Source organism: Mesorhizobium sp. LNHC209A00 (assembly GCF_000502915.1).
GTDB lineage: Bacteria > Pseudomonadota > Alphaproteobacteria > Rhizobiales > Rhizobiaceae > Mesorhizobium.
In genome coordinates, this window is sequence record NZ_AYWT01000004.1 from 566,270 (window position 1) to 581,188 (window position 14,919).

Annotated in this window: 13 protein-coding genes; 10 read left to right on the forward strand and 3 right to left on the reverse strand. The window is 60.9% G+C overall.

From position 1 onward, the window contains the following. Positions 1-31: 31 nt before the first annotated feature. From X739_RS151540 to X739_RS151530, 3 genes are read left to right on the forward strand one after another with little or no spacing between them, the layout of a single operon-like run. Positions 32-1,204 carry a glycosyltransferase gene (locus X739_RS151540; protein ID WP_023771417.1) on the forward strand — a complete coding sequence of 391 codons (1,173 nt, stop codon included), beginning with the start codon at positions 32-34 and terminating at the stop codon, positions 1,202-1,204. Between the two features lie 2 nt (positions 1,205-1,206). Continuing rightward, entirely contained in the window at positions 1,207-2,370 is a 1,164-nt protein-coding gene (gene glf, locus X739_RS151535; RefSeq protein ID WP_023771418.1) for a UDP-galactopyranose mutase, read from the forward strand. A gap of 32 nt (positions 2,371-2,402) precedes the next feature. Continuing rightward, positions 2,403-2,924, forward strand: a complete 522-nt coding sequence (locus X739_RS151530) for a ferritin-like domain-containing protein (RefSeq protein ID WP_023771419.1) — start codon at positions 2,403-2,405, stop codon at positions 2,922-2,924. Between the two features lie 55 nt (positions 2,925-2,979). Here X739_RS151530 and X739_RS151525 read toward each other — a convergent pair whose 3' ends face one another. Continuing rightward, a complete protein-coding gene (locus X739_RS151525) occupies positions 2,980-4,149 on the reverse strand; it encodes a hypothetical protein (protein WP_023771420.1) in 1,170 nt (389 codons plus the stop codon). 242 nt (positions 4,150-4,391) lie between these two features. Between X739_RS151525 and X739_RS151520 the strand changes: the two genes are divergently transcribed. The 5 genes from X739_RS151520 (at position 4,392) to cyoD (ending at position 9,559) form a co-directional block, all read left to right on the forward strand. Beyond that, positions 4,392-5,261 (forward strand): MBL fold metallo-hydrolase, encoded by an 870-nt coding sequence (locus X739_RS151520; RefSeq protein WP_023771421.1) that lies wholly within the window; start codon positions 4,392-4,394, stop codon positions 5,259-5,261. A 179-nt stretch (positions 5,262-5,440) separates the two neighbouring features. Further along, positions 5,441-6,457 carry a ubiquinol oxidase subunit II gene (cyoA, locus tag X739_RS01000000166110; RefSeq protein WP_023771422.1) on the forward strand — a complete coding sequence of 339 codons (1,017 nt, stop codon included), beginning with the start codon at positions 5,441-5,443 and terminating at the stop codon, positions 6,455-6,457. A gap of 2 nt (positions 6,458-6,459) precedes the next feature. Then, positions 6,460-8,463 carry a cytochrome o ubiquinol oxidase subunit I gene (cyoB, locus tag X739_RS151515; RefSeq protein ID WP_023771423.1) on the forward strand — a complete coding sequence of 668 codons (2,004 nt, stop codon included), beginning with the start codon at positions 6,460-6,462 and terminating at the stop codon, positions 8,461-8,463. Then, complete coding sequence (locus tag X739_RS151510) at positions 8,460-9,146, forward strand: cytochrome (ubi)quinol oxidase subunit III (protein ID WP_023771424.1); 687 nt, start codon at positions 8,460-8,462, stop codon at positions 9,144-9,146. The genes cyoB and X739_RS151510 overlap by 4 nt, the downstream gene beginning before the upstream one ends. Next, positions 9,143-9,559 (forward strand): cytochrome o ubiquinol oxidase subunit IV, encoded by a 417-nt coding sequence (gene cyoD / locus X739_RS151505; protein WP_023771425.1) that lies wholly within the window; start codon positions 9,143-9,145, stop codon positions 9,557-9,559. The genes X739_RS151510 and cyoD overlap by 4 nt, the downstream gene beginning before the upstream one ends. Before the next feature lie 279 nt (positions 9,560-9,838). Here the strand turns inward: cyoD and X739_RS151500 are convergent, their stop codons facing one another. Together X739_RS151500 and X739_RS1000000169960 are read right to left on the reverse strand one after the other, a co-directional pair. After that, on the reverse strand, positions 9,839-13,174 hold the full coding sequence (locus X739_RS151500) for a DEAD/DEAH box helicase (RefSeq protein WP_023794764.1): 3,336 nt from the start codon (positions 13,172-13,174) through the stop codon (positions 9,839-9,841). Positions 13,175-13,419: 245 nt separating this feature from the next. Continuing rightward, positions 13,420-13,683: a hypothetical protein gene (locus tag X739_RS1000000169960; protein ID WP_023771428.1), complete on the reverse strand. Its 264-nt coding sequence runs from the start codon at positions 13,681-13,683 to the stop codon at positions 13,420-13,422. A 225-nt stretch (positions 13,684-13,908) separates the two neighbouring features. On the opposite strand from X739_RS1000000169960, the gene X739_RS151495 reads away from it, so the two are divergent. Continuing rightward, the gene (locus X739_RS151495; RefSeq protein WP_023771429.1) at positions 13,909-14,643 is read left to right on the forward strand and encodes a Crp/Fnr family transcriptional regulator; all 735 of its coding nucleotides are present in this window, start codon (positions 13,909-13,911) and stop codon (positions 14,641-14,643) included. A 19-nt stretch (positions 14,644-14,662) separates the two neighbouring features. Beyond that, positions 14,663-14,899 carry a hypothetical protein gene (locus tag X739_RS151490; RefSeq protein WP_023771430.1) on the forward strand — a complete coding sequence of 79 codons (237 nt, stop codon included), beginning with the start codon at positions 14,663-14,665 and terminating at the stop codon, positions 14,897-14,899. The last annotated feature ends 20 nt before the right edge of the window (positions 14,900-14,919 follow it).

The window sequence follows — 14,919 nt, forward strand, 5'->3', positions numbered from 1 at the left end:
ACAAATGACCGTCTATAAAAGGAATATCTCAATGGAAGCAGCCTTGGGCAGGGTAATGGTCAGTAAACAAGCTGACAGGCAAAATCTACTGGTTTGCTTCTCCCATTTAAGGTGGAATTTCGTTCATCAACGCCCGCAGCATATCCTCACTCTCGCATCCATGCAGCAGAGGGTTGTCTACTTTGAAGAACCTGTTTTCGAAGAACTGGCGCAGCCGCTATTGCGGACGAGCGAGGCCTCGCCAAACATTCTGATTGCGACACCAGTGCTCCCGGTCGGCACGTCGGCCGCGAAAGCAGACGCCGCGCAGCGGAGATTTGTTCAGCAGACAATCGCTTCTATGCCGCACAGCCGGCTGATCGCATGGTATTACACGCCAATGGCTCTTCGTTTCACGGAGTACCTCCAGCCGGACATATGCGTCTATGATTGCATGGACGAACTCTCGGCGTTCAAGAATGCGCCGCCCGAACTGAGGCAGATGGAGAAGGCGCTTCTGAACCGCGCCGATCTTGTTTTCACCGGCGGCCTGAGCCTGTTCGAGACCAAGCGCCACCTGCATCACGCGATCTATCCCTTTCCGAGCAGCATCGATGTGAACCACTTTCACAAAGCCAGGAAGCCGGGAAAGGACCCAGCCGATCAGGCCGGCATTCCTCACCCGAGGGTCGGCTATTTCGGCGTCATCGACGAGCGGCTGGACGTCGACCTCGTAGCCCAGGCGGCGGAGACCATGCCGGACGTGCATTTCGTCATGCTTGGCCCGGTGGTCAAGATCGATCCTACAAGCCTGCCGCAAGCCGAGAATCTTCACTGGCTGGGCGGGAAAGCCTACCGCGATCTGCCCGACTACCTGCGCCACTGGGATGCCGGCTGGATGCCGTTCGCCCTCAATGAAGCGACCCGCTTCATCAGCCCGACCAAGACGCCGGAGTTCCTCGCGGCCGGGCTGCCGGTGGTCTCGACGGCGATAGTCGACGTGGTGCGCAGCTACGGCGCTGCCGGACTGGTGGAAATCGCCGACAGCGACGATCTGGAAACCAAGCTCCGCTCGGCTCTTTCGCGACCGCGCCAGATGCTCCGGCGACAAGTCGACGCCTACCTTGCGGATACCTCCTGGGAGCGAACATGGAATGCCATGGCAGCTCACATCGAGCGCGCCCATGAACGCAAGAAAATCGTCCCTCTTCGCAGGAGCGCTTAGCCATGTTCGACTGGCTGGTCGTCGGGGCGGGTTTTGCCGGCAGCGTGCTTGCCGAAAGGATAGCCTCGCAGCGTCACGAAAGCGTCCTGCTGGTCGATCGTCGCGGCCACGTGGGGGGCAATGCGTATGATTGCTATAATGAAGCCGGCATCCTGATCCACCGCTACGGTCCGCATATCTTCCACACCAACAGCCAGGCGATCGTGGACTACCTGTCGCGGTTCACCGAGTGGCGGTCATACGAGCACAGGGTGTTGGCGGCGGTGGACGGGAAACTCGTTCCCATCCCGATTAATCTCGACACGATCAACAGCCTTTATGGGCTGGACCTGACCTCGGCCCAGTTGGAGGAATTCTTTGCGTCGCGACGCGAGACGGTAGAGGACGTTCGCACGGCCGAGGATGTCGTTGTCAGCACGGTGGGCCGCGAGCTCTACGAAAAATTCTTCCGTGGCTACACTCGGAAGCAATGGGGCGTCGATCCCAGTCAGCTGAGCAAATCGGTGACGGCACGAGTGCCGACCAGGACCAACCGTGACGACCGCTATTTCAGCGATAGCTTCCAGAAAATGCCGGCCGGCGGATACACCAGGATGTTTGAACGCATGCTCGACCATCCGAACATCAAGATCATGCTGCAGACCGATTTCCGCGAAATCCGTGAGAAGATCCCGTTCAGGCGGATGATCTATACCGGTCCAATCGACGAATATTTCGGGTGGCAGCTTGGGCATCTTCCCTATCGCTCGCTGCGTTTCGAGCACGTCACCCTGGACCGCGAGCAGTTTCAGCCGGTTGCGGTCGTCAATTATCCGCAGACGCAAGATTACACCCGCATCACGGAGTACAAACATTTGACCGGCCAGCAGAACGCGCGGACCAGCCTGACTTACGAATATCCGACGGATATCGGGGACCCGTACTACCCGGTGCCGCGAGCCGAAAACGAAGCGCTCTACAAGCGCTATGAAGCGCTCTCCGCAACCTGTCCCGACGTGTGGTTTGTCGGCCGCCTGGCAACATACCGCTACTACAACATGGACCAGGTGGTCGGACAGGCCCTGGCTACTTTCGCTCGCATCCAGAAAAGTCTGCCGGAATGGGCGGGCACCGGAAGGACGCCCCTAGGCGGACTGGCGGTGAGTTCTCCCGCACATGGGAGCTGAATTGGCGCCGGCAAATCAGAAGGAGAATTGTGATGGATACAAACTTCACCACGGAGAGCCGTTCGATCTTTATTGTTGGCTTGCGCAACGCCCATGCCATGGAGAACCAAGCGCTGTCGATCATGAAACCACAGGTCGAGCGTATCGAGAATTATCCTGAGGTGGTTGATCGCTTGCGCCGGCACATTCAGGAGACCGAGGGCCAGATCACCCGGATCGAGGCGGTCCTGGAGGGCCTCGATGAAGAGCACTCCACGCTCAAGGACACGGCCCTATCGATTGTTGGCAGCATGGCGGCCATGGGACACTCGATGGCAGGCGACGAGATCATCAAGAACAGCTTGGCGAATTTCGCCTTCGAGAACTACGAGATCGCTGCCTACAATTCGCTCCTGGTGCTCGCCGATGCCGGCGGCTTCCAGCATGCCGAAACGGCCCTCAGGCAGAATCTGAGCGAAGAGGAAGCCATGGCCGATTGGCTGAAGGAAAATCTGAGCGACGTGACCCTGCGGTACGCCAGGTTGCGCGAGGCGGGGGAGACCGCAAAAAGCTGATCCAACGGCGCGGGACGGCATCCACAACCCGCCCACCTTGTTGCCGGCCGCTCCTTCAGCGCGTCCGGTTCGGTGCGAACAGACCTTGCTGCCGAACCAGTTCGTCCGCGACGGGCTGGCGGAGGCGTCGCGTACCATCCGCCTGGATGACCGAAAACAACCCCACCTCCGCATGTCGGGAATTATCCCACCCAGGGTAAGCGGTTATCGGATACAGGCAAATACCCTCGATCGGCGCGTCGAGGCTCATCGCCGCACGCACCTCGTCGCAGACATAGTGGAGCCAAGCAGCCCCGCCCGATCCCTCCGAGCCGGTTTCGGCGATGAACATCGGCTTGCCATATCGATGAGCGACCTCGATCAGCATTTCCGACAGAGCACGGTACTCGTGGTGTCCCATCGGAATGGTCGGCCCATTTATGTACCATTGATTGTGCGGATAGAAGTTCAGGCCCACGGCATCGACAACATCCTCGCTGCCGCCCAACTCGGGTTCGACGCGGCCCAGCAACATGTCGTAGGCCTCGAACTGTCCCAGTCGGGCGTTTTCGGCGCGGCGCCGTTCGCCGCGGGTCCGGTCGCGAGGCGCGATGTGGATGAGCGGCTCGGCCCAGACAAATCTGCATGCCGGATCGACCTCGCGCATTGCACGAACACCGGCGATGGCAGCCTTGACGAGATGCCGCTTGAACCATCCCCGCTTGTTCAGCCCTACGCGCGGGAAATAGCCGACCTCGACGGCCCAGGCGAAGAAGGAGATTTCGTTGATCGGACATAACAGAGGCGATGTGCCGGTAATCGAGCGGTGCACCCTCACGGCTTCCGCCGCGAACGAGGCATAGGCATCGATGAAATGGATGGACCCCTGATCGACATGGTCCGGGGATCCATAGTGGAAGATATCCCAGATGACCTGGACACCTGCCGATCGGGCTGCCTCGACCATAGGCATCCAACTTGACCAGTCATAGGTTCCGGGAGCGGTTTCGATCAGGTGCCAGCGTAGCCCATCGCGAATGGTGCGCAGGCCGAGGTCGGCGCAGGCCCGGTAGTCGCCGAGGGCATGCAAATTGTGCGAGGTCGCACGAATAAGGTCGAGGCGGACGCCGTCCTTGCGCCGGTGCGAGGAGCACTCAAAGCCCGCCATGAAAAAACTGGCGAAGCGCGAAGCTCCCGGAGCCGGCTCACCCACTTCGTGCCCGTCCGTGAGTCCCACTTCGTCCATTCGGAGTCTCCTTTGGGCAGTTTCAAACTCGGCCGCCCTGTTCGGACCGCGAATTAGATCGGAAGAGCACACGTCNCCGAACCGACGGGCCGAGCCTTTGTTCCGGTGGTCGACCGCCTGGGAGCTGGGTGGCGATTGGCGACGTCAGGAACAAGGAGGCTTGAGCCAAGTTCGGGGCAATGTAGCACCGGCGTGGCTTAACTCGACCGGCTGCTCGGCAAACAACAGAGGCACGGGATCATATGACCGTTCAAATTCGACTTTCAGATATCGACCATGCCAGGCGCGAGGATCGTGGCGACGGTGCTTGGAGCATCGCACCGGATCTTGGCTATTTGCGGTTTGCAATCGTCAATGTCGTGTTGTTCGGCGCACCGGGCAGCGGAGACCGGAAATGGGTGCTGATCGATACCGGTTTGCCGACGTCCCGGAGCAGCATCCTTGCTGTGGCGGAAAAGCGCTTCGGGACTGACGCGCGGCCGGCTGCGATCATCTTGACGCACGGCCATTTCGACCATGTGGGAACGGTTCTGGACCTCGCGAATACGTGGGACGTGCCTGTCTTCGCACACCCGCTCGAGCGCCCCTATTTGGACGGGACCACATCCTATCCGCCGCCGGACCCCTGGGTTGGAGGTGGACTGATGGCGCTGCTTTCGCCGCTCTTTCCACGCGGGCCGATCGATCTTGGCAACCGCCTGGAACCCTTGCCGAGCGACGGATCGATCCCCGGAATGCCCGGATGGCAATGGCTGCACACACCAGGACACGCCCCGGGGCATATCTCGCTCTGGCGCGAGGAGGACCGCTCGCTGATCGTAGGGGACGCCTTCATCACCACAGGGCAGGAGTCGGTCTATGAGGTCGCCGTTCAGGATCTCGAGATGCACGGTCCGCCACGCTATTTCACGCCGGACTGGGATGCGGCGGAAAGATCGGTGAAGCGCTTGGCCGCGCTGAAGCCCCAGATGATCATCAGTGGACATGGGGCGCCGGCGGCTGGCGTGGGCATGCGTCAAGCTCTTGACAGCCTGGCTGATCGGTTCACGGAGTTTGCCGTGCCGCCGAAAATGAAATTCGTGCGCGAGCCGGCGACGGTTCCAAATAGCTGAGCCTCCGAGCGCAGCGCTCTGCCGCGGTTCTCAAGATCTGTCAAAACCGGGCCAGCTTTGCCGCTCGGCTGCCCAAGACGGGCGGCGGCGGAACAAACGTCACAGGCGCCAGTTAGGGCGTTCGTTGGGCGGCAGGCGACACCGGGCGTATCTCGAATTCTGCGTCAGGGAAGACTTAGATGGAAAACGCGAAGAACGCGTGCCCTCACGACGCGTCCTCCCCGAGATGCGTGGCGCAGCCGCTGTTTTTGCCACCCACCTTCAAGCCGGCGCACTCGCTGCTCGGGATACCCGCGGCCGCATTCTTGCCCGGCTGCGCGGGAGGCGTGCTCGACCCGCAAGGGCCAATTGGCGCGGGCAATCGCACGATCCTTTTGAACTCGCTGGCGGTGATGCTGGTGATCGTCATTCCGACGCTGATCGCACTGCTGGCCTTCGCTTGGAAATTCCGCGCCTCCAACAGCAGTGCCCGTTACGACCCGGAATTCACCTATTCAGGTCGGATCGAGTTGATCGTCTGGTCGATCCCGACGCTCACCATCCTCTTCCTTGGCGGACTGATCTACTACGGTTCCTATCACCTCGATCCGCGCAAACCGATCGCCTCGGCGCAGCCACCGCTCGACATCCAAGTGGTGGCGCTCGATTGGAAATGGCTGTTCCTCTATCCCGAGCAGGGAATTGGAGCGGTCAACCAGCTGGTCATCCCGGCCGGCGTTCCCGTGCATTTCAAGCTGACCTCGGCCAGCGTGATGAACACGTTCTTCGTGCCTCAGCTTGGCAGCATGGTCTATGTCATGAACGGCATGCAGACCGAGTTGCATCTGCAAGCCGACCGCGAGGGCAGCTATTTCGGTCAGTCGGCGCATTTCAGCGGCGACGGCTTCTCGGACATGAACTTCAGCGTGATCGCGGTTTCGGCCGATGCGTTCACCCGCTGGGCGTCATCGTTGCGTGGCGGCGGCGGCGTGCTCAACGCCGACGGGTACCGCGAACTCGCCCGGCAAAGCACAAACCTGCCACCGGCTTCGTTCGGCCATGTGCAGCCCGGGCTGTTCGAAGCGGTTGTCCAGCAGACGCTGCCGCCCGGCCCCGGCCCCGCTGAAAGTACCGGTAGCGGCGAGCCACAGGTCAGTCCGAAGGCGTTACGAGCGGCGGCCATGGCGCACCACCAGCAGGCAGAAGGGGAAGAATGACAATGCTCGGCAAGCTGGATTGGTCGGCGATTCCGTTCGACCAACCTATCCCCCTCGGTGCGGCCTTCGCGGTGTTCCTCGCTGCGGCAGCGGTGCTCTGCTGGATAAGTCTCAAGGGATATTGGCCCTATCTGTGGAGCGAGTGGATAACTTCGGTCGACCACAAACGCATCGGCGTGATGTACATCGTGCTCGCGATGCTCATGCTTTTGCGTGGCTTCGTCGATGCCATCATGATGCGCACGCAACAGGTTCTGGCCATCCACGGTCCAGGCTATCTTCCGCCCGAGCATTACGACCAGATCTTTTCGGCGCACGGCACGATAATGATCTTCTTCGCGGCAATGCCCTTCATCATCGGCCTGATGAATTTCGTCGTGCCGCTGCAGCTTGGCGTCCGCGATGTCGCCTTTCCGACGCTCAACTCAGTCAGCTTCTGGTTGACGGCCACCGGAGCCCTGCTGGTCAACATCTCGCTTGTCATCGGCGAGTTCGCGCGCACCGGCTGGTTGCCCTATGCGCCCTTGTCGGAAACCACCTACTCGCCGGGCGTCGGTGTCGACTACTATCTGTGGTCGATCCAGATCTCCGGCGTCGGCACTCTGCTGACCGGGGTGAACCTGGTGACGACGATCCTTAAGATGCGTGCGCCGGGAATGGGGTATCTGCGCATGCCGATGTTCTGCTGGACATCGCTGGCCTCCAACCTGCTCATCGTCGCGGCCTTCCCGATCCTCACCGCCACGCTCGCGATGCTGACGCTGGACCGCTATCTCGGCTTCCATTTCTTCACCAACGAAGCCGGCGGAAATCAGATGATGTTCGTCAACCTGATCTGGGCCTGGGGCCATCCCGAGGTTTACATCCTGGTACTTCCAGCCTTCGGGATTTTTTCCGAGATCTTCTCGACCTTCTCGTCAAAACCGCTGTTCGGATATCGTTCAATGGTCGCGGCGACGATGTTCATCTGCATCGTCTCGTTCATGGTCTGGCTGCACCATTTCTTCACCATGGGCGCCGGTGCCGACGTCAATGCCGCGTTTGGGATCGCCACCTCGGTCATCGCCGTCGGCACCGGCGTAAAAATCTACAATTGGCTCTTCACCATGTATGGCGGGCGCGTTCGTTTCGACACGCCCATGCTTTGGGCGCTGGCTTTCGTCACCACCTTCACCGTCGGCGGCATGACCGGCGTCCTGCTTGCCGTCCCGCCCGCCGACTTCGTGCTGCACAACTCGCTTTTCCTCGTGGCACATTTCCACAACGTCATCATCTCGGGCGTGCTGTTCGGCGCCTTCGCCGGCTTCACCTACTGGTTCCCCAAGGCATTCGGCTTCCGGTTGCACGAAGGTTGGGGGAAAGCGGCATTTTGGGTCACCTTGGTCGGCTACATGCTGGTCTTCGTGCCACTCTATATCGTCGGCCTGCTTGGCATGACGCGGCGCCTTCAGCACATCGACATGGATCTCTGGGCGCCGTGGCTGGTGGTGGCCGCGTTCGGCGTGCTGGTGATGATCATCGGCGCCGCACTGCAGATCATGCAGCTGGTGGTTTCGGTCCGGCATCGCGACAGGCTTCGCGACGAGACCGGCGACCCGTGGGACGGGCGTTCGCTGGAATGGTCGACATCCTCCCCTCCGCCCGCCTTCAACTTTGCGCGGCTGCCACACGTCGAGAACGAAGAACCCTACTGGAGCATCAAGCAACGGGGGATCGAGGAGCAGAGCGCGGAGACGGAGGCCGCGTACGAGCCTATCGAGATCCCGCGCAACAGCCCGACAGGCTTCGTCACTGCTTTTTTCAGCACGCTGATCGGTTTCGCGCTGATCTGGCACATCTGGTGGCTGGCGATCGTCGGCTTCATCGGCGCCTACGCCACCTTCGTCGTCTTCGCCTGGCGCGATCATGGCGACTACGAGATTCCCGCCGATGAGGTCGCGCGAATAGACCGAAACGGCCGAGCCGCGCAGCTTGCCTTCCTGCGCAGCTGGGAGCGTCCGGTATGAGCGATCACGCCTTCACCAGCGACATCAGCGCCGACCGCCAGACACGCGACCCATACCGGCTCAATCGCACCGGCAGCCATGGTGCAAGATCCGCGACAGGCCACGGACAGGGCGGTCCGGCGTCGAAGTTCGTCACCGTTGCCTACGGGTTCTGGATCTTTCTGCTGTCCGACATCATCATGTTCTCGGCTTTCTTCGCCGCCTATGCCGTGCTCGCCAAGGCAACCGCCGGCGGGCCGACCGGCAAGGATCTGTTCGAACCCACGCGCGTTGCGGTACAAACGGGCCTTCTGCTCAGTTCGAGCTTCACCGGCGGCTTGGCAACGCTCGCGAGCCACCGCAGATCGATGGCTGCCACCCAGTTCTGGCTGCTGATTACGGGCCTGCTCGGGGCAGCCTTCCTGCTCCTGGAGGTGCAGGAGTTCGCGGCGATGGCCGGCGAGCAGGCAGGCCCGTCTCGAAGTGCATTTCTTTCAGCCTTTTTCGCACTCGTTGGTTGCCACGGGACCCACGTCGCACTCGGCCTGCTCTGGCTAGGCACCATGATGGCGCAGCTGTGGGTCAAGGGTTTTCGACCCGATATTTTGCGGCGGCTCCACTGCTTCGGGCTCTTCTGGCACGCGCTCGACATCATCTGGGTTGCCATCTTCACGCTGGTTTATCTGTTGGGAGCATCGCCATGACCGAGATCGGGGGCGGGAGCGGGACCGGCGAGACGCCAGACCGCCGCGATTCAGCGCCGGGCGAGGAACGCATAACCGAGCACGAAATGGCGGGGGGCCTCTCTGGCTACCTGCTCGGCTTCGGCTTGGCCATCCTGCTTACGATTGCTTCGTTCCTGGCGGCTCAGACCAACCTGATCTACCAGCCGGCGGTGATTTCGGCCCTGGTGGTGCTCGCTGTCGCGCAGATGGGCGTGCATCTTGTCTTCTTTCTCCACCTGACGACCGGACGGGACAACACCAATAACGTTCTGGCCCTGGCCTTCGGCGTGCTGATCGTGGCGCTGGTGGTTCTGGGCTCAGTCTGGATCATGGCCCATCTGGATCAGAACATGGCTGCCATGACGGCCCATCAAGCCGGAGTGATGCCTTGAGCGAAGCGCGCGCCGGGCACGGTGTTAGCGGACTTTCATTCGCCTCGTCACGCGTTTCAGGCGGAACTTTGGTTCGGGCAGCAAGTTCGGACGCCATCGGAGACAACAGGCTCGCGGTAGATGGGCGCCCAGATCAATCACTTCGTCAAGGATATCCTCGTTGAGGTCGCTGAAATGCTTCCGGCGGTGACTCAGAGGGAAAGAACGCCGGCTGACGAACTGCCCATCGAAGCGCCGAACTTTCCCCACGATCTGGAACCGGTGATCCGAGCGAACCCATCATGGGCGGCGCCGGGCCAACCGGCCCGCACGCAAGGCAGCGAGCACCGAGCGAACGGCATCGATATCTGAGCCGCGAGACTGGATCGAGGGCCTGAAAATAAGCCGACCGTTGCGGAACTCGAAGCCCTGTGCGTTTTTAAAGCGCCATTTTGATGCCACCGGTTTCTTGCGGAAGGTGATCGCGATCCCTTCTGGTCCCACATCGACTTTGCTGATGTCCAGGTCCGCCGCGGCTATGCGCAACCTGGTCAGTTCCAGTAAATCCGCCACTTCGCCGGGCATGTCTCCAAAGCGGTCCTCAAGCTCTTCGCCGAATGCATCGAGGTCCGTCTCGGCAGCCATACGAGACAGCCTCGCATAGAGGCTGACGCGCACCGTCGGCTCGTTGACGTAACTATCGGGAAAGGCCCCGTTTCCGGCGCCGTTAATGTCGGCAAGCTGCTTGTCGGTATCGGCTCCTCCCGCAGCCAGCGAAACCGCCCGCTGCAGAAAATGTTGGTAAAGGCCTGCTCCGATCAGCTTCATGTGCCCGGCTTGATCTTCGCCGAAAAGGTCTCCTGCCCCGCGCAGGTCGAGGTCCCTTTGGCTGATCGCAAGGCCGGAGCCAAGCCGATCGAGCGCAATCACGGTCGACAGTCGGGCTCTTGTGCCTTCGGCCAGTTCGACGCCAGGTTCGGTCAGAAGAAGGGCAATAGCCTGCACCGCTCCCCTTCCCACCCGGCCGCGAAGCTGGTGCAGCTGTGCCAGACCGAACCTGTCCGCTCGCCAGATCAGTATGGTGTTGGCCCGCGGCACGTCGAGGCCGCTCTCGATGATGTCAGTGCTCAACAGGACGTCGCCGTCACCGTCAGCGAACCCGACCATGATCTCGTCCAGTTGTCTCCCTTTCATTTCGCCATGAGCCGTCTTGACCGCGAGTTCCGGCACCATTCTGTTTAGCTGCAGGCGAACCGGGTCGATGTCTTCAATGCGCGGAACCACCAGGAAGCTCTGTCCGCCCCGGCGAAATTCGCGCAAAAGGGCGGCTCTTGCCGAAGCTGGATCGAAGGACGCCAGAATGGTACGAACGGGACGTCTTTTGGCCGGCGGAGAGTTGAGTACGCTGACCTCCTGGATGCCCGACATTGCCGATTGCAGCGTCCGCGGTATCGGCGTGGCGCTCATGGTCAGCGTATGAAGACGGGGCGCCATGTTTCGCAACGCCTGCTTCAGCTTGACACCGAACCGGTGCTCCTCGTCGATCACCAGCAGTCCGAGATTGGCGAAGCTGACGCTCTTGGCCGCCAGGGCCTGGGTACCCACAATCACCGCGACCTGACCACTCCGCAGCCGCTCCTTCACCGCTCTCGCCTCCGCCGCTCCGACCATTCTCGAGAGGTGGGCGACCTCGAGGCCGGTTCCCGCGAATCTTCGGCTGAACGTCTCATAGTGTTGGCGTGCCAACACCGTCGTCGGCGCTATCACCGCCACCTGCTTCCCGCAGAGGGCCGCGGCGGCGCAGGCCCGCAGGGCCACCTCTGTCTTGCCGAAGCCGACGTCGCCGCAGACAAGGCGATTCATTGTTCTCCCCGACGACAGGTCGTCAAGCACGTCGCGGATGGCGGCAGCCTGGTCGGGCGTCTCCGTATAGGGAAACCGCGCCGCGAACCGGGCAAGGTCGGCGCGAGAGGGTTTTATGATGGCGGCAGGCTGGCTGGACCTGGCATTGGCAAGGTCCCTCAAGCGTTTGGCCAGCCTGTCGATATCGCGCAGCGCAGCCTTGCGTCGGTTGAGCCACCCATCGCTGTTCAAGCGATCGAGCGGCACCGCACCGGGTTCCGAGCCGTAGCGCCATATCCGCCCAAACTCATCGACCGGAACCAGCAAGGAAGCTCCGTCCCGATATTCCAGCCTGACGACATCCTGCTGCTGACCGGCCAACTCGACCTGTTCGACCGCCACCAGCATGGACAGGCCATGGTCCTCATGGACGACGACGTCGCCAATGCGCAACTCGGGTTCGAGTATGCTGGTGGCCGCACCGCCATTTGCTTTCAAGGCGTGGCCAAACAGGTCGGCCGCGGCCACCACCGCGATGCCTGATTGCTCGTCGACAAAGCCTTCGTCGAGAACGATCTCGACCCTGAGAAGAGAGCCCCTTGGGGCCGAACGGATCCGCGGCCAGTCAGCCACCTCCCTCATTCGCCGACCAAGCTTCCGATCGAGCAGACGATCGGCTCGCTGCAGTGCGGAGGCCTCGCCCGCGAATGCCACGGTGAGACCCGACCTTGTCTGCCTTTCCACAAATTCGGCGAACTGATGCCCGGATCGCGCGCGCTGGAAGAATTTGGGAACTCGCGCGGCAGAAACGGCGAGACTCGTTCCGTGGCGATTACGGACTGCGAAGTCCCATTCTTGACGCGATAGGTAAAACTGTTCCGGCAAGGGTTTGGCGGCCGCGGCAACCTCCTGCCTCGCACCACGAGCATCTTCGATCAGGTCCAGGAAGCGGTCGAGCGGCGCGCCTTCGAGACCTTCCGCGATGGAGACACAGGCGCTGGATGCCACATCGAAGACCGACGGCATGCTGCCGTACAACGCGACGAGCCGTTCTTCCATCGACGTCGCGCGCATGGCTGCCAACTCGGGATGATCCCCAGTTGCGAAAATCAGCTCGGATGCCGGCCCAACCGTGACCGACTCTCGCGACTGTTCGCTAAGCTGGCTGATGGGGTCATAGATCTTGAGTTCCCGGATGCAGCTATCTGGACCGATGACGACGCGAACCGGATGATCGGCGCCAGCGGGGAATATGTCCATGAGGTCGCCCCGAAAAGCTATCTCGCCCGGTTCGTCGACTCTTTCGTCGACACCGTATCCAATCGACTCGGCTCTCGTTCGGAAACCATCCGGGTCGAACCTTTGTCCGAGTTCCAGAGTTGTGAAACCGCCAGCAATGACTGGCGCAGGAGGCACCCGCTGGAGAGTGGTCTCGATCGACACAACCACGATGCGCGGACGTTTGGGCTCGCTTGCGATCTCACGCAGAGCGCTAAGCCTCCGCCCCATATTGGCGCGTGTCGGCCATACCCTGTCGTAAGGCAGGCAATCCCAGGACGGCAGCAAGATGACGTCCACGTTCGGCAGAAACCGACGCAAAGCCGCAGCGGTCTCTTCGGCACCGCGTTCCGAGGCGGCTATATGGACAATATGCTTGTTTGGACCGCTCTCCAGCGAGTCGGCCAGCGCCGCCGCGATTGCGGCGGAAGGCAAGACTTCTCTCGCGAGGTCCCCGTCATTCGACGAGTGATCGACTTCTTCGATGATTTCCGTCCGCGAAATGGGTCTGTTCACTGAGGTCTCACCTTGCCACCGTCGGAGAACGTCAGTGGGACCACCCCGTTCCTGAGGCGCGGATTAAAGTGTTGCGGGCAGTGGCAGCGCGTGCGGTCTTGCGTTCCTATGGAGCAACGCACCAACGATGCGGCTCTCGATGAGCCGCTTCTGTTGGCAGCGGTGCCGCCGCGGACGATGGCCGTTTACCCGGCCATGCTCCAGATCTCCCCTATGGCTTGAACGAACTCGTAATAGCGCGGGCGCTACGTGTCAGCCTTGCCGACCAGCGGGCTAGAATGGCCGCCTTGCTCGGAGACCTGGCTGGAACCTGTATGGAAGTCAGAGACGCCGCTGCCGTCCGGGCTCACATAAGAAGTACCGTGGGTGTGTGGCTTCAGGAGCTTCGCTTCCCGGACCAAGGACGGCCAATTGAGCCCTAGGAGCGCTACCAGTTCGCGGGCGTCTTTTTCGCTGATGCTGGTCTCCTTGATCAGGCGATCAATGAAAGCTGCCTTAGGCTCATCCATAGCGAACTCCCCGAAGAGTCCGAGGTAACCGCGAATGCCTGCCCTACGTTCCGGCGGAGCGGCGTTAGGTATGAAAACGTACAAAGCCGTGGGTGCGTTTGCTCCATAGACCGCGGTTTTGATCGCGTCTTTGGCAAACCAGGCCTGCTTACTCGGATTTCACCGCCATCCGGAACTTTTAGCTGGGATAAAAGTTCGGTGGGCAAAATCAGCTAGGTAGCCATTTTGTCCCCCTCTTCATCCTCGGATATACTTATCCGCAAGCTTCAGACCATCTCGGACATTCGAGAAGCTGAAATCGCGGTTTTGAAAAGCATACCCATTCAGGAGAAAGATTTTTCGGCCAACCACGACCTGGTGCGTGAGGGTGACCATCCTGTTTACTCGTTTGTCGTCCTGGATGGTTTGATCGGCTCCACCAAATACACAAGCGAAGGAAAGCGACAGATCACGTCTTTCTTCGTGGGCGGAGACATCCCCGATCTGCACGGGCTGCATCTGTCGGTCATGGACTGTAATTTCTCGACCCTGACGCCGGCCCGAGTGGGCTTCATGCGACACGACGTTCTACGCAGCATTTGTGACCAGCACCCTCGCATCGCCACCGCTTTCTGGCGGTCGACGCTGATCGACGCCGCGATGTACAGGGAGTGGGTCACCAACGTTGGAAGACGTGAGGCTTACACCCGCATGGCTCACATTTTGTGCGAACTCATATTTCGCTTGCGGGCGGTGGGACGCATTCAGGATCACATTGCTGATATTCCCATAACCCAAGCCGCACTTGGCGATGCATTGGGTTTGTCGACGGTCCACGTCAACCGAATGCTTCAGGAACTACGACGTGAAGGCCTAATCGCCACCACGGGGTCGAGAATGCATGCAATCGACTGGCCCGGCCTCACTCACGCAGGGGATTTCGACACGACTTACCTGCATCAAAAGAACCCGGCAGATTAGTGGTGACGGAAGCTCTCCCATGGCACGATTTTTCTTTGACACCGGCGATCGCGATTTGGTCTTGCAGGATGAGATAGGTGTCGAATGCGCTGGCCTAGAAGAGGTGCGCCGAGTCGGATTCGAAGGCCTCATTGACCTCACGAGAGACGCACTGAAAGGCGTTGACGGGCAGAAATTGTTTGTCGAGGTGCGTGATGAAAATGGGGACAAAGTTCTGCGGCTGAGCCTCTCGCTTCAGATCAAATTGATGAGATGAATCCGGCCGATTTTCGCGCC

Coding starts and splice junctions, on each gene's coding strand:
- X739_RS151540 (WP_023771417.1), top strand. CDS start 32: ATGGAAGCAGCCTTGGGCAGGGTAATGGTCAGTAAACAAGCTGACAGG.
- glf (WP_023771418.1), top strand. CDS start 1,207: ATGTTCGACTGGCTGGTCGTCGGGGCGGGTTTTGCCGGCAGCGTGCTT.
- X739_RS151530 (WP_023771419.1), top strand. CDS start 2,403: ATGGATACAAACTTCACCACGGAGAGCCGTTCGATCTTTATTGTTGGC.
- X739_RS151525 (WP_023771420.1), bottom strand. CDS start 4,149: ATGGACGAAGTGGGACTCACGGACGGGCACGAAGTGGGTGAGCCGGCT.
- X739_RS151520 (WP_023771421.1), top strand. CDS start 4,392: ATGACCGTTCAAATTCGACTTTCAGATATCGACCATGCCAGGCGCGAG.
- cyoA (WP_023771422.1), top strand. CDS start 5,441: ATGGAAAACGCGAAGAACGCGTGCCCTCACGACGCGTCCTCCCCGAGA.
- cyoB (WP_023771423.1), top strand. CDS start 6,460: ATGCTCGGCAAGCTGGATTGGTCGGCGATTCCGTTCGACCAACCTATC.
- X739_RS151510 (WP_023771424.1), top strand. CDS start 8,460: ATGAGCGATCACGCCTTCACCAGCGACATCAGCGCCGACCGCCAGACA.
- cyoD (WP_023771425.1), top strand. CDS start 9,143: ATGACCGAGATCGGGGGCGGGAGCGGGACCGGCGAGACGCCAGACCGC.
- X739_RS1000000169960 (WP_023771428.1), bottom strand. CDS start 13,683: ATGGATGAGCCTAAGGCAGCTTTCATTGATCGCCTGATCAAGGAGACC.
- X739_RS151490 (WP_023771430.1), top strand. CDS start 14,663: ATGGCACGATTTTTCTTTGACACCGGCGATCGCGATTTGGTCTTGCAG.